The sequence below is a fragment of the Enterobacter genomosp. S genome, from assembly GCF_001631805.1.
GTDB lineage: Bacteria > Pseudomonadota > Gammaproteobacteria > Enterobacterales > Enterobacteriaceae > Enterobacter > Enterobacter quasihormaechei.
In genome coordinates, this window is sequence record NZ_LVVA01000012.1 from 128,741 (window position 1) to 142,659 (window position 13,919).

Below are 13,919 nucleotides of genomic sequence, written 5' to 3' on the forward strand. Positions count from 1 at the left end.
GCATGAAAACCCAGGCAACAATGTCCGCGCCCTCCGCCGTACCCGGCTCACCGCTGCTTCAGGTGAGCGGCGCGCTGTTCGGTATTATTGCCTTTATCCTTCTCGCCGCCTGGCTGGCGAAGCGTTTCGGTCTGGCGGGGAAAACGGCCGGTACGCGCGGGCTGAAGGTCTGCGCCAGCACCACGCTCGGGCCACGCGAACGCGTGGTCATTGTGGAAGTGGAAGATGCGCGACTGGTGCTGGGCGTGACCGCCTCCAGCATCAACGTTCTGCACACGCTGCCCCCTGCGCCTGCCGCGGTAGAAGCAAACGCCCCGGCCCCTGCGGATTTCCAGTCCGTTATGAAGAGTTTGTTCAAGCGTTCCGGGAGATCCTGATGCGTCGTCTGTTATTCCTTACGCTGGCAGGCCTGGGCCTGTTCGCGCCTTCCGTGTATGCACAACTGCCGGGACTGGTTTCCACGCCGCTGGCAAACGGGGGTCAAAGCTGGTCCCTGTCCGTGCAGACGCTGGTGTTCATCACCTCGCTGACCTTTATCCCGGCGATCCTGCTGATGATGACCAGTTTTACCCGCATCATCATCGTGTTTGGCCTGTTGCGCAACGCGCTCGGCACGCCGTCCGCGCCGCCCAATCAGGTGCTGCTGGGCTTAGCCCTGTTCCTGACCTTTTTCATTATGTCGCCGGTGATCGACAAGATTTACACCGAGGCGTATCAGCCGTTCAGCGAAGATAAAATTTCCATGCAGGTCGCCCTGGAAAAGGGGGCTCAGCCATTACGTGAATTTATGCTTCGCCAGACGCGCGAAGCGGATTTAGCCCTGTTTGCCCGTCTCGCGAACACGGGGGAGCTACAGGGGCCGGAAGCGGTGCCGATGCGCATCCTGCTGCCAGCGTATGTCACCAGCGAGCTGAAAACCGCGTTCCAGATTGGCTTCACCATTTTCATTCCGTTCCTGATTATCGACCTGGTGATCGCCAGCGTCCTGATGGCGCTCGGGATGATGATGGTTCCGCCCGCGACCATTGCCCTGCCCTTTAAGATCATGCTGTTCGTGCTGGTCGACGGCTGGCAACTGCTGGTCAGCTCGCTGGCGCAGAGTTTCTACAGTTGAGGAGCGCGCAATGACGCCTGAATCGGTCATGATGATGGGCACGGAGGCGATGAAAGTTGCGATTGCCGTGGCCGCGCCCTTGCTGCTGGTAGCGCTGGTAACCGGTCTGATTATCAGTATTCTCCAGGCCGCCACGCAGATTAACGAAATGACCCTGTCGTTCATCCCTAAGATCATTGCCGTCTTCGTGGCGATTATCGTCGCCGGGCCATGGATGCTGAATTTGCTGCTGGACTATATGCGCAACCTGTTCACCAATCTGCCTTACATCATCGGCTGACGAACGATGCTGCATTTCACCAGCGATCAGTTTGTCCAGTGGCTCGGGATCTATTTCTGGCCGATGCTGCGCATCATGGCGCTGATTTCCACCGCCCCCATTCTCAGTGAAAAGTCGGTGCCTAAACGCGTTAAAATTGGGCTGGGCATCGTTATCACCGTTATCGTAGCCCCTTCCCTGCCGGCGGTGGATATTCCCATTTTTTCCCCGAATGCGATCTGGATTGCCCTGCAACAGGTGATGATTGGCGTGGCGGTCGGGTTCACGATGCAGCTCGCCTTTGCCGCGGTACGAACGGCGGGGGAACTGATCGGCTTGCAAATGGGTCTCTCCTTCGCCACGTTCGTTGATCCCGGCAGCCATCTGAATATGCCCGTGCTGGCGCGCATTATCGACCTGCTGGCAATGCTGTTGTTTCTCTCGTTCAACGGCCACCTGTGGCTGATCTCTATGCTGGTGGATACTTTCCATACGCTGCCGATTGGTGACAACCCGGTAAACAGTAACGCCTTTCTGGCGCTGGTGCGGGCTGCCGGACTCATTTTCCTCAACGGGCTGATGCTGGCGTTGCCGATCATTACCCTGCTGCTCACGGTTAACCTCGCATTAGGTTTACTCAACCGAATGGCCCCGCAGCTGTCGGTTTTCGTCATCGGTTTTCCGGTGACATTGACGGTTGGCCTTTTATTAATGTCATTATTGATGCCTCTTATCGCCCCCTTCTGCGAACATTTATTCAGCGAGATATTCAATCTGTTAGCGGATATTGTCAGCGAACTTCCACGCAAATAATAACCCCTAGCGTTTGCAATGTCTTTCTGAGGATATTCCTAAAAATAATCTCGAAAAACATCTACCAGGATATATCTGACGCGGTTTAAATGTTTCTAACCACCTCACAATACTTAATATTTACTTTACTTTAAGATGATTCCTGGCAAATTATACGTAACTTTACGGGATAGTGAGTTCGCCTGAAAGTCTTTGTCATGCTCACAGGTTTTATTAGCTTTTTTCCATCCCGTATGGCTGTTTATGAGCTCTCAGGCAGATGGTGAATTATCGTTACGCATTGAGTGAGGGTATGCCATGTCAACGATCATTATGGATTTATGCAGCTACACCCGGCTAGGGTTAACCGGGTACTTAGCAAGCAGAGGGGTAAGAAAGAGAGACATCAACGATGCGCACACCGTTGAAGAACTCGCAGCCGCTTGTGACGTCCACAAGCCAGGCGTGGTGTTTATTAATGAGGACTGTTTCATTCACGACCCCGCTAACAGTCAGCACATTAAGCAGATCATTAATCAGCATCCTAAGACCTTGTTTATTGTTTTTATGGCAATCGCCAATATTCATTTCGATGAGTATTTGCTGGTGCGTAAAAACTTATTAATCAGTTCGAAATCGATTAAACCAGAGTCGCTTGACGACATTCTGGGCGATTATTTGAATAAAGAAGTAAAGAATGTAGGTGCGATTAACTTACCCACCCTATCATTAAGCAGAACTGAATCAAGTATGTTAAGAATGTGGATGGCAGGACAAGGGACAATTCAGATCTCAGACCAGATGAATATCAAGGCAAAAACAGTATCGTCACACAAAGGAAATATTAAAAGGAAAATTAAAACGCATAATAAGCAAGTGATTTATCATGTCGTACGCCTGACAGATAATGTGACGAATGGGATTTTCGTTAATATGCGCTAAGTTGCACGGCCATGTTGTACCCTACCTTGATCTCTGGCCTGGCCAGAGATTTTGCTTTTCAGCAGCCGAAGCCGGGGAGACAACGCCCCCGACGCCGCCCTATTCCGCCGTTTCGACAAAGATCCCATCCGGGTGGCCCAGTTCGTTAAAGAACCAGATGCCGAGCGGGTAATCTTCCAGCGACACCAGATACATCGTGCCTTCATTAAACTCTTCTATCGCCAGCACCACACCCGGGCGGCGCGGCCCCCCGTCCGTTTTGACGGTTACCCGATCGTTGACCTTCATACATTTCTCCTGTGGTTTTGAGCCAGTGTAGAACAAATTACCTTCTCTGGCATCGCCGCCCGGCGCGAATGGCGTTTTTGTGTGCGGTCTATACTTAGCTGTGGAGACGGTTAAATGAGGAGCCCGAAATGAAGACCGACAAAGAGTACAGCGACACCATTAAGCGTGAGGTTGAGGTGGACGTCGATGCCCTGCTTGCCGCCATCAATGAAATCAGTGAGTCCGAAGTTCATCGTGCGGAGGATAATTCAGACCGCGTCGTGGTCAACGGTCGGGATTACCATACCTACCGCGAGCTGGCCGAAGCGTTCGAGCTGGATATCCATGACTTTAGCGTCTCGGAGACGAACCGCTAAGGCGAAAAAAATCCCGGTCATGGGGATGACCGGGATCAAACTTGCTTATGCAAGAAGCACTTGTAAATTCGTTACACCAGGAAATCTGATGCAGGTAAGACATTATCCCCAACGGAATTTTCTTACAAGCATATATTCTCTGAGCGAATATAATATTTTATACATGTGAATTTTTGTTATGAGTATAAACCTGCGTGCGGTGTGGGTTTGTCGGGATCGTTACCGGTTCAACGGGGTGACAACGCCTCTCTTTTTTAAGAATTTTCTCATAAAACGCGCCATCTTCCAGGAGAGTTTATGCCTTCGCTTCAGGAGACGCTGCTGGTCTTTACTGACCTCGACGGCACGCTGTTGGATTTTCACACGTTTGACTGGCAGCCTGCCGCCCCCTGGCTGGAGAGATTACAGGATGAGCAGATACCGGTCATTCTGTGCAGCAGCAAAACCGCGTCCGAGATGCAGGACATCCAGCAGGAGCTTGGGCTTGTCGGGCTACCTTACATTGCGGAAAACGGCGCGGTGATCCAGCCTGACGTACGGTGGGAAAACGCCGCCCGGTTCATCTCAGAAAAAAAGCATGACGAAATCCGGCAGTTTATTGACCGGGTTCGTCAGGAATTGCACCTGAAATTTACCACCTTTGATGATGTGGATGAGCGCGTGGTCGCCGAATGGACCGGGCTGAGCCGCCCACGTTCGGCGCTGGCACGCAAACATGAGGCGTCCGTGACGCTTATCTGGCGTGACGGTGATGAACAGATGACGCGCTTCGCAACCGAACTGGCCCGGCAGGGGCTGAATATCGTCCAGGGAGCACGCTTCTGGCACATTCTGGACGACTCCTGCGGCAAAGACATGGCGGTTCACTGGCTTGTGGGCCAGTATCGCCTGCACGAGGGAAAAGAGCCGACGACGCTGGGCCTGGGCGACGGCCCTAACGATGCGCCGCTGCTGGACAGCGTAGGCTTCGCCGTGGTGGTGAAAGGCTTCAACCGGGAGGGTGTCAGCCTTAAAAATAACGATCCCGCGCGGGTCTACCATACTCAGCACACCGGACCGGCCGGCTGGCGTGAAGGACTCGATCACTTTTTGTCGTGAGCCTGCCAGACGACCCGGTTACGCCCGCGCTGTTTCGCCTCATACAGCCGCGCATCGGCGGAGGATTGCAGATTTTCGAAGTGGTAATCGCCCTTCTCCTGGGCGCAGGAAACGCCAAACGACGCGCTGACGCGCAGGGTCGTACTTTTCTTAATCAGGATCTCTTTGCTGTTGATACGCTCGCGGATCTGCTCTGCGACGTCTGCCGCCTCTTCAATCGTCAGGCCGGGCAACACGACGCAGAACTCTTCGCCACCGACGCGTCCGGCAATATCATTCGCGCGCAGGGTACTGGCAATCAGCCCGGCGGCGTGGGACAACACCTTATCACCCGCCTGATGTCCATACCGGTCATTGATGCTCTTGAAGCAGTCGAGATCGATCTGAATGACCGAGTACGGCAGCGACTGCTGTTCACACTGCTTCGCCAGCCTTTTTGCCTGCTCGAAGAGCGCCCCACGATTATTCAGCCTGGTCAGCGGATCGTGCCAGGCCTGCCATTGCAGCGAGTTCTGCATCGAATACATATTACTGACCATGCGCCGGATCACCAGCCATGAGATCAGCAGCATCGCGGTGAACAGCGCCCAAAGCAGGGCCAAAACAATGCTGATGCTGCCGAAATCTCCGCGCACACCCTCATCCAGCGTATGGACCCGCAGGACGAGGCCGTCGAAATGATCGAGGCGCGCCCAGCTGATAAAGCGGCTTCCCAGGCGAATACCGCCCACGGTGTCCAGTTCTACAGCGTGCGCGATTTGCGCTAATTCCAGCTCATCGAAGTGATTCACCTCGTCCGCTGGCCTCTCGGTGGTCGCGAGCATGTTGAGGCGGCTGTCATACAGTTGGTACTCCCCTTCCGTGTGGTCGTCCATCGCCTCCACCAGCAGCTCGCGCATGGTGGCAAAGGTAAAATCCATCGCTACCACGCCATACCAGACATGCTTGTAATAAACCGGCACGCTGGCCGTAATAAGCGGCTGTTTTCCGGCAAAGGCCGAGGGAGGAGAGATAAACCACCGAACCCCTCGCGCCCGGTTTTCACGATCGGTCTGCTGCGTAAACCAGGGCTGCGTTACCAGATGGTAATAGCGCTGTGCAATATCACTGTGATGGGGAGGCGTATCCGTTTCCAGAAAAAAACCCGCGCGAGAAACGTATAATATCCGCTCCTCGTGACGTGAATTCGTGGATGCCAGGCGTAGCAAATAGCCCACTTCGAGGGCGGCGGAAATCTCTTTATCCAGGTAATCGTCATCGCGGTTGAGCAGCGTTGTTTGTTCAACAAACGCATCCGAAACGCCGTTAATCGGTAACGTGCGTTTTGGATCGACCGCGATTTGCCAGACGGGAGAACGCCTCACGCGTTCAAACCGCTTTACCGCCTCTTGCAGAACCCCAAACGCCAGCGGCGTCTCCAGCGCATCAAGCATGCTGTGGCGAAAATAGAGCATTTTATTGACGCTAAACTGGAGCTGTCTGTCCAGCGCGCTGGCCACCGTTTCCAGATGGTTACGCTGGCTGGAGATGTAGGCCTCCTCCAGCACCACGACTTCGCGCCAGGTCAGGAGGGTGGAAAAGATCAGGACAACAATAAAACAGAGATTAACAATCAAACCGGGATTGCTACGCTTATGCAGCCACTGCAACAAAGATTGTTTTTCAACAAAGGTATCGTGTTGCACACCCACTCCCTGATTGTCGCCCGCTATCCGACAGGATACGTCTTCTGCCAGTAAAACGCCCGGCATGGCCGGGCGTTGTGTGATTAAGCCTTGTCGCGCTCTTGCCGGTTATTCGCAGGCTGAAGCTCGTCTTCTCGAAAAGCCTCACGCTTAATGCCGTATCCGTCATGCCACCGACACTCCACCATTCCGCTGGAATAACCGGTGACAATCATGCCTGGACCACCACTTTTAGGCTTAACTTCATCACTGACCAAAAAGACCATACCTGCCTCCTGTATCAGGGTGAAACGTTTTCAATTTAGACGAGGAATAGCCTTTTTGCATCCGCAGCGCATCAATAATTAATGCGCTGTGCCGCGTACTTTTCCAATCAGCTTAACCACTGCCACCACAATGACACCGACGATGAAGCCCAGCACGAGATTAAGCAGCGTCGGCAGAATGGCGGCGATCGCCGAACCATATCCTGACGCCAGATGTTCAATAGCATGATGCAGCGGGGCCACGCCGTGCACGATAATACCGCCGCCGACCAGGAACATCGCCAGGGTTCCCACTATCGACAAACTTTTCATCAGCCACGGGGCCAGCACCAGCAGGCTTTTGCCGATACCGCGTGCAATGGCGCTGGATTTTTTTTCCAGCCAGAAGCCAATATCATCCAGCTTGACGATCAGCCCGACCAGGCCATACACCCCAACCGTGACAAGAATGGCAATCAGCGAAAGCACCAGTACCTGATTTATCAGCGGTGCTTCGGAGACGATCCCAAGCGTAATCGCCACAATTTCGGCCGAGAGGATGAAATCGGTACGAACCGCGCCTTTGATTTTATCGCGCTCAAAGGTTTTGGGATCCTGCGCGGCCAGCGCTTCCAGACGCTGCTGGCGCATCTCGGGGGTGTCTTTCTCTTTGCGCGCCGCAAGCATATGCAGCACCTTTTCGGCGCCCTCGAAGCACAGGAACGCCCCGCCAATCATCAGCAGAGGCGTAATGGCCCAGGGAATAAAGGCGCTGATGAGCAGCGCCAGCGGAACGAGGATCACCTTATTAATAAAGGACCCCTTCGCTACCCCCCACACCACCGGCAGCTCACGGTTCGCCCGCACGCCGGTCACCTGCTGCGCGTTCAGCGACAGATCGTCTCCCAGTACCCCGGCGGTTTTTTTCGCCGCCAGTTTTCCCATCACCGAAATGTCATCCAGCAAGGTGGCGATATCGTCCAGTAATGTTAATAAGCTACTTCCTGCCAAAATCTCTATCCTTCTTTTTTTGCTAATTAAGTGAATAGTATGGAACAAAACTCACCGCCCGGAAACTGGCACCTCGCGTCAACAAAAATTTCACATATGCAGCCCAATTAAAGCGCTCGCCAGCGAGATAGTTTTGGCGTTAACTATGAGCGACCTTTTTATTCCGTCGTGAGGGACTATGCGTTTCCGGCATTTATTACCGCTCATTGGAGCGCTTTTCTCCCTGTATATCATCTGGGGATCCACCTATTTTGTCATTCGCATTGGCGTGGAGAGCTGGCCCCCGCTGATGATGGCAGGCGTTCGCTTCCTTGCGGCCGGCGTGCTGCTGCTGACGTTTCTGCTGCTGCGCGGCCATAAGCTTCCGCCGCTGCGCCCCCTGCTTAACGCCGCCCTGATCGGCCTGCTGCTGCTGGCGGTGGGCAACGGTGCAGTAACCGTTGCTGAACACCAGAACGTGCCGTCGGGGATCGCCGCGGTGGTTGTCGCGACCGTGCCGCTGTTTACGCTCTGCTTTAGTCGTCTGTTTGGGATCCGCACCCGCAAGCTCGAATGGCTGGGCATCGCGATTGGGCTTGCGGGCATCATCATGCTTAACAGCGGCGGTAACCTGAGCGGGAATCCGTGGGCTGCGGTGATGATCATGATCGGCTCCATGAGCTGGGCCTTCGGCTCGGTCTACGGCTCCCGCATTGAGCTGCCCTCCGGAATGATGGCGGGTGCCATTGAGATGCTCGCGGCAGGGATCGTGCTGCTGATTGCCTCCACTCTGGCGGGTGAAAAACTGACGGCGATGCCAGGCCTCTCTGGTTTCCTGGCCGTCGGGTATCTGGCGCTGTTTGGCTCGATTATTGCCATTAACGCCTATATGTACCTGATCCGTAACGTCTCCCCGGCGGTTGCCACCAGCTACGCCTACGTTAACCCGGTGGTTGCCGTGCTGCTGGGTACCGGTTTCGCTGGCGAAGTGCTGTCGCCAATTGAATGGCTGGCGCTGGGTGTGATTGTTTTTGCCGTGGTGCTGGTCACGCTGGGTAAATATCTGCTGCCCGCGAAGCCAATTGTCACGCCGTGTGGGGTGGAAAAACCGTGATCGGGTGAATGCCCTGGGTGTCGATCTGCGCGGCCTGACCGCCGCCGCAGATCCACTCTTCCAGCCGTTCCGTCAGTTCCACATCATTCAGCTTCATTTTTCCGCGCAGCGCGCACTCCCAGACAATCAGCACCCGCCAGCCCTGGGCGTAAAGCTGCGAAACGTCGCGTTTATCCCGCTCGACGTTCCTGCCAATCTTCTCCAGCCAGAACTCGGTGCGCGTCGCCGGAACTTTAAACAGATAGCAGTCGTGATGATGCCAGAAACAGCCGTGAGTAAAGATGATGCACTGGTACGCGTCGATCACGAAATCAGGACGCCCCGCAAGCGTGGCATCCTGAACCCTGAATTCAAACCCGACGGCGGTCAGGAGGCCAGCGACCCGTTTTTCAATCGCGGTATCACGCGTGCCGATGGCGCGCATGTTCTTGCTGCGCGTGGCCTTATTGTGAACGTCCGCCATTGACGGCCTCACTCTGACGAAGCTGAACAGCCTTGCTGATGCGAGAGGCCAGCAGTTTTGCGACGGCGGCGAAAGCCGGCACCACCACCGAGTTGCCAAACTGGCGGTAGGCCTGGGTGTCCGACACCGGGATGCGAAAACGGTAGCCCTGCGGCGTCTCAAACCCCATTAAGCGGGCGCACTCGCGCGGGGTTAAGCGCCTTGGCCGGTGCTGTTGATTCTGCGGATCGTCGAAATCTTTTTCACCCAGCGCCTTATCCCAGCCGCGATCGATAAGAATTTCCGCGCCATCTTTGTAGTAGCGCGCCGACAGCGTGCGCGTCACGCTGTCGGGATTAAGCGGATTAACCATGCCAAACCCAAAGCCGTTGCCTTTTGCCTGATGCTTTTTGGCATAACGATAGAGGTATTTCCACAGCACCGGCGTCAGAATAAATTTTGCATCGACGGCGGGCTCCAGCAGCTCGGCCACCGTCGGACGACGCGCCGGATAGAGCGAGGGCAAATCACGCAGCGTAAAGTCGCCTTTCAGATTGAGATCGCGGCGGAAACCCACCAGCACGATGCGTTCGCGGTGCTGTGGCAGGAAGTGTTTGCCGTCGATAATTTTCGGATCGTCCGGCCCCATATCTTCTGCATCCGCCACGTCGTAGCCCAGTTCATCCAGAGTTTGCATGATAATGCGGAAGGTTTTGCCCCCGTCATGGCTCTTTAAATTCTTAACGTTCTCGAGCACAAAAATCGCCGGGCGACGGGCATCAATAATCCGGGCAACATCAAAGAACAGCGTGCCTTGCGTATCGCAGGCAAAGCCGTGCGCGCGCCCCAGCGCGTTCTTCTTCGATACGCCAGCCAGCGAGAACGGCTGGCACGGGAAACCGGCCAGCAGCACATCGTGCGCCGGAATGGTGTTGCGGATGTGTTCGGCGGCCTCTTCGTCGCTGACGCCGGTTTTGTGGCTCAGGGTGACGTCACGAATATCCGCATTGAACTGGTGCGCGTCGGGGTCGCAGTACCAGTTCGCTTTATAGGTTCGCACAGCATGTTTGTTCCATTCGCTGGTGAACACGCACTGCCCGCCAATGGCTTCAAAGCCATGGCGAATGCCGCCGATGCCGGCAAAGAGATCGATAAAGCGAAAAGCATAATTCGGATGCGCCGCAGGAGGACGCGGCAGCAAATTTTGCAGGTAGCGGAACTCGCCGTCGCTGAGGCGGTGTCCTGCCCTGTCGCTTATCAGCAGCCGTTTGAGTATCGCCGGGCTCCAGTGGCTCTCGCCATGGGCCTCCAGCTGGTTTGCCAGCGTTTTAGCATCATACATTTCCAGCAGCTGACGCAGGAGTGCCTGCACGGCTGCCGTTGATTTCTCAACCCGCTCGGGCGCGGGCACAGTCACTGATGGATTTTCCTGCATTCTCTTAACCGGGCAATAAAGACAGAAAACAGAGTACCACAGTTCAGGATCGCAGACTGCGACGGAAATGGTTCAGCACCTGGCTATCTGTTCCGAGGTAATCCCCCTGTAATTCGGCACTCAGCTTCGCCATAAACTGGATCAGGAAATCAGCATTGTGACGCGCAAGCTCCCGGCCTCGCGCGGTTTGCATGGTGTCCGGCAGGCGCAGGAGTTTGGTCTGAAAGTGGTCGAGCGCGAAGGTTTTATCATCCAGCGCTCGCGCCCCGGCAAACGGGTCGTCGGCGTCAAACAGCGCGACGCCCAGCGCCCCCGACACGGCAAACACACGCGCCAGGCCAATGGCGCCCAGCGCCTCCAGCCGGTCAGCGTCCTGCACGACTTTCGCCTCTGTACTCTGCGGCGCAATGCCCGCACTGAAGCTGTGCGCCTCGATAGCGTGCTCAACTGCTGCATAGCGTTCTGCCGGAAAGTCCGGAAACGCGCCGCTCAGGATCTCGCGCGTTTTGCGCGCCGCCAGCCGCGAGGACTGACTCCGCTCGGGATGGTTTTTCGGCAGGCTGACAATGTCGTGGAAGTAGCAGGCGGCCAGCACGACCAGCGGATCGGCGCCCTCCCCGGCCATGATGGTCTGCGCGGTCATCCAGACGCGGCGGAAATGCGCAATATCATGCGCCGCGTCCTCGGTAGAATGATTTTCATTGAGCCAGCGTTCAAAGCGGTGCTGCCACTGCGCATGTTCCATTATGACGTCCTGTAGTTCGAAAGCGTGAAATTATAATATATCCAAATAAAAGGCTTTAAAAAATAGAATTGCGAAATACTTAATAATAATTACCCGTTATATATTCAAAGCATTAATTCACGTGAAAAATAAAGAGATAAAAAGAAATATTTTGTAATATCTTTACTATTTTAATTACATTTATTTTTGAACCTAAATAACAATCCATAGAATAGTATCAGCCATGTAATTACGGAGAGTAGTTACATATATTCAGAGAAATTATATTTAAAGGGAATATATAATGAAAAGAAAAGTTCTGGCAATGCTTGTACCCGCTTTATTAATGGCTGGCGCAGCCAGTGCGGCTGAGATGTACAACAAAGATGGCAACAAGGTCGACCTGTACGGCAAGGTTGATGCGCGCCACACCTTCTCAGACAACGCGGGCGACGACGGCGATGAAACCTACGTTCAGATTGGTTTCAAAGGCGAAACGCAGATTACTGACGATCTGGTCGGCTTCGGCCAGTGGGAATATAAAACCTACGCAAACGACACCGAAGACGCTGGCGATACCTCTTTTAACCGTCTGGCGTTCGCGGGCCTGAAATATGGCGATTTCGGCTCGTTTGATTACGGCCGTAATTACGGCGTGGTGTATGACGTTGAAGCCTGGACCGATATGCTGCCGGTATTTGGTGGTGATTCCTACACCTGGACCGACAACTATATGGTTGGCCGTACTAACGGCGTGGCGACCTACCGTAATAATGATTTCTATGGTCTGGTCGACGGTCTTAATTTTGCGCTGCAATACCAGGGCGCAAATGAAGGCGCCAATGCAAACGAAGATCAGGAAGGCACTAAGAACGGCCATGATGACGTTCGTTTCCAGAACGGCGACGGCTTCGGCATGTCTTCCACCTATGATTTCGATTTCGGCCTGACGCTAGGTGCGGCGTATTCTTCCTCTGACCGTACCAACGACCAGGTCGCAGCTGGTAATGGCCGCTACAACCGCTTCAGCAAATATGCGGGCGGTGAACGCGCGGAAGCGTGGACAGTTGGCGCAAAATACGATGCGAATGATGTCTACCTGGCCATGATGTATGCGGAAACCCGCAACATGACGCCGTACGGCAGTGACGGCATCGCCAACAAAACGCAGAACTTTGAAGCCGTAGCGCAATACCAGTTTGAATTCGGTCTGCGTCCATCCCTGGCGTGGGTCTATTCAAAAGGCATTGACCTGGGCGGTAACGATTATCACCCAGGCAACGGCTATGACTACGTTGACCAGGATCTGGTTAACTACATTGACGTAGGCATGACCTACAGCTTCAACAAGAACTTCTCCACCTACGTTGATTATAAAATCAACCTGCTGGACGAAGATGACGCCTTCTACAATGACAACGGTATTGCAACCGATGACATCGTTGGCGTCGGCATGATCTATCAGTTCTAATCCGCGCAAACAGTAAAGCCCGCAATGCGGGCTTTTTTATTTACGGCGCTTCCTGCAAGGCCAGGCGAATAAACCCGTTATTCTGCACCAGCAGCTCATGGGCTTTCCACGCATCCAGACCCGTCAGCACCATCAGTACCGCCGTTTTACACTGGTGGTTACAGCTTTCCAGCGCGGCCTTCGCCTGCGCCCGGGAACATCCCCCGGCTTCCATCACAATGGCTATCTGTCGCTCGGCCCATTTGGTGCTGCTTGCTTCCAGATCGACGCGCAGGTTGCTGTACACCCGTCCGGTCCGTACCGCCAGACCGGTGGTAACCATATGCATAATCATGCTTTGCGCAATGCCCGCTTTGGTGTTGGCATACCCGGCAACCACGTCAGCCCCCAGCTCGGGCGCAATGACCATGCTCGCCAGCTGCGCCGCTTCACTTTGCGCATCCTCCGTAATGAGCGCGACCGTTGAGCCCAGAGACCACGCATGACGCATCGCACCCCACACCCAGGGCGTTTTGCCGCTGACGGACAGCGCCAGCATCATGTCGTGCTCACCAAAATCAATGGTCTGGAGATCGGCAACGCCGAGCGCGTAGCTTCCGGCGTTATCGCCTGCTGTGATCGCAATAACGGGATGTTTTCCCGGCGCGAACGCTTCTGCCGCCTGCTCCGCCACGCGTCCGGACGCGCCCGCGCCGGTCAAAATCAGACGTCCGCCGTGACTCAGCGTCGCCGCCGCGTTATCTACCACGCGGGCCAGCATCGTCATGTGGGGGGTAAGTGCAGAAGCGATTTGCGCGTCATCCTGATGAATGACGTTAAGCATATCCAGCGTGGATAATCTGTCGATGTTCGTCGTGCTGGCCTGCCGTCTTTCCCTGGCCGTACCGGTAAGCATAATGCTCATAAACTGCCTCCTTATTATGAGTACCCACACACTATAAAGTGTTTTATATAGGTCACCTGA

The 13,919-nt window shown here is 54.7% G+C and carries 16 protein-coding genes and 1 pseudogene; 9 read left to right on the forward strand and 8 right to left on the reverse strand.

Annotation, left to right across the window (positions count from 1 at the left end; genetic code table 11):
• Positions 1 to 2: 2 nt before the first annotated feature.
• The 5 genes and pseudogenes from fliO (at position 3) to rcsA (ending at position 3,107) form a co-directional block, all read left to right on the forward strand.
• Positions 3 to 377 (forward strand): flagellar biosynthetic protein FliO, encoded by a 375-nt coding sequence (fliO, locus tag A3466_RS08335; protein ID WP_063450180.1) that lies wholly within the window; start codon positions 3 to 5, stop codon positions 375 to 377.
• Positions 377 to 1,114: a flagellar type III secretion system pore protein FliP gene (gene fliP, locus A3466_RS08340; RefSeq protein WP_003859589.1), complete on the forward strand. Its 738-nt coding sequence runs from the start codon at positions 377 to 379 to the stop codon at positions 1,112 to 1,114. The genes fliO and fliP overlap by 1 nt, the downstream gene beginning before the upstream one ends.
• Before the next feature lie 10 nt (positions 1,115 to 1,124).
• Positions 1,125 to 1,394, forward strand: a complete 270-nt coding sequence (gene fliQ / locus A3466_RS08345; RefSeq protein WP_003859587.1) for a flagellar biosynthesis protein FliQ — start codon at positions 1,125 to 1,127, stop codon at positions 1,392 to 1,394.
• 6 nt (positions 1,395 to 1,400) lie between these two features.
• Positions 1,401 to 2,196: pseudogene (fliR, locus tag A3466_RS08350) on the forward strand (flagellar biosynthetic protein FliR).
• Between the two features lie 287 nt (positions 2,197 to 2,483).
• Positions 2,484 to 3,107 (forward strand): transcriptional regulator RcsA, encoded by a 624-nt coding sequence (gene rcsA / locus A3466_RS08355; protein ID WP_006811161.1) that lies wholly within the window; start codon positions 2,484 to 2,486, stop codon positions 3,105 to 3,107.
• A gap of 99 nt (positions 3,108 to 3,206) precedes the next feature.
• Here the strand turns inward: rcsA and dsrB are convergent, their stop codons facing one another.
• Complete coding sequence (dsrB, locus tag A3466_RS08360; RefSeq protein WP_003859583.1) at positions 3,207 to 3,395, reverse strand: protein DsrB; 189 nt, start codon at positions 3,393 to 3,395, stop codon at positions 3,207 to 3,209.
• Positions 3,396 to 3,523: 128 nt separating this feature from the next.
• Between dsrB and yodD the strand changes: the two genes are divergently transcribed.
• Together yodD and A3466_RS08370 are read left to right on the forward strand one after the other, a co-directional pair.
• Positions 3,524 to 3,751, forward strand: a complete 228-nt coding sequence (gene yodD / locus A3466_RS08365; protein ID WP_017383339.1) for a YodD family peroxide/acid resistance protein — start codon at positions 3,524 to 3,526, stop codon at positions 3,749 to 3,751.
• Between the two features lie 297 nt (positions 3,752 to 4,048).
• On the forward strand, positions 4,049 to 4,849 hold the full coding sequence (locus A3466_RS08370) for a mannosyl-3-phosphoglycerate phosphatase-related protein (RefSeq protein WP_063450182.1): 801 nt from the start codon (positions 4,049 to 4,051) through the stop codon (positions 4,847 to 4,849).
• On the opposite strand, the gene dgcQ is transcribed toward A3466_RS08370, so the two are convergent.
• The 3 genes from dgcQ to A3466_RS08385 form a co-directional block, all read right to left on the reverse strand.
• Positions 4,834 to 6,534 carry a cellulose biosynthesis regulator diguanylate cyclase DgcQ gene (gene dgcQ, locus A3466_RS08375; protein ID WP_063450183.1) on the reverse strand — a complete coding sequence of 567 codons (1,701 nt, stop codon included), beginning with the start codon at positions 6,532 to 6,534 and terminating at the stop codon, positions 4,834 to 4,836. The two genes, A3466_RS08370 and dgcQ, sit on opposite strands and share 16 nt — an antisense overlap.
• A gap of 83 nt (positions 6,535 to 6,617) precedes the next feature.
• Positions 6,618 to 6,800 (reverse strand): YodC family protein, encoded by a 183-nt coding sequence (locus tag A3466_RS08380; protein WP_063450184.1) that lies wholly within the window; start codon positions 6,798 to 6,800, stop codon positions 6,618 to 6,620.
• 78 nt (positions 6,801 to 6,878) lie between these two features.
• Complete coding sequence (locus tag A3466_RS08385) at positions 6,879 to 7,793, reverse strand: DUF808 family protein (protein WP_432416607.1); 915 nt, start codon at positions 7,791 to 7,793, stop codon at positions 6,879 to 6,881.
• Positions 7,794 to 7,968: 175 nt separating this feature from the next.
• Between A3466_RS08385 and yedA the strand changes: the two genes are divergently transcribed.
• Positions 7,969 to 8,883, forward strand: a complete 915-nt coding sequence (yedA, locus tag A3466_RS08390) for a drug/metabolite exporter YedA (protein ID WP_063450186.1) — start codon at positions 7,969 to 7,971, stop codon at positions 8,881 to 8,883.
• On the opposite strand, the gene A3466_RS08395 is transcribed toward yedA, so the two are convergent.
• Genes A3466_RS08395 through A3466_RS08405 form a run of 3 tightly spaced genes read right to left on the reverse strand, consistent with a single transcriptional unit; the run spans position 8,855 to position 11,505 of the window.
• Complete coding sequence (locus tag A3466_RS08395) at positions 8,855 to 9,346, reverse strand: very short patch repair endonuclease (protein WP_063450187.1); 492 nt, start codon at positions 9,344 to 9,346, stop codon at positions 8,855 to 8,857. The two genes, yedA and A3466_RS08395, sit on opposite strands and share 29 nt — an antisense overlap.
• Positions 9,327 to 10,760, reverse strand: a complete 1,434-nt coding sequence (locus A3466_RS08400; RefSeq protein ID WP_102751002.1) for a DNA cytosine methyltransferase — start codon at positions 10,758 to 10,760, stop codon at positions 9,327 to 9,329. Before A3466_RS08400 ends, A3466_RS08395 begins: the two co-directional genes overlap by 20 nt.
• A 43-nt stretch (positions 10,761 to 10,803) precedes the next feature.
• The gene (locus tag A3466_RS08405; RefSeq protein ID WP_063450189.1) at positions 10,804 to 11,505 is read right to left on the reverse strand and encodes a phosphohydrolase; all 702 of its coding nucleotides are present in this window, start codon (positions 11,503 to 11,505) and stop codon (positions 10,804 to 10,806) included.
• A 283-nt stretch (positions 11,506 to 11,788) separates the two neighbouring features.
• Between A3466_RS08405 and ompC the strand changes: the two genes are divergently transcribed.
• On the forward strand, positions 11,789 to 12,955 hold the full coding sequence (ompC, locus tag A3466_RS08410) for a porin OmpC (protein ID WP_063450190.1): 1,167 nt from the start codon (positions 11,789 to 11,791) through the stop codon (positions 12,953 to 12,955).
• A 40-nt stretch (positions 12,956 to 12,995) separates the two neighbouring features.
• On the opposite strand, the gene A3466_RS08415 is transcribed toward ompC, so the two are convergent.
• On the reverse strand, positions 12,996 to 13,859 hold the full coding sequence (locus A3466_RS08415; protein WP_063450191.1) for an N-acetylmuramic acid 6-phosphate etherase: 864 nt from the start codon (positions 13,857 to 13,859) through the stop codon (positions 12,996 to 12,998).
• Positions 13,860 to 13,919 lie beyond the last annotated feature (60 nt).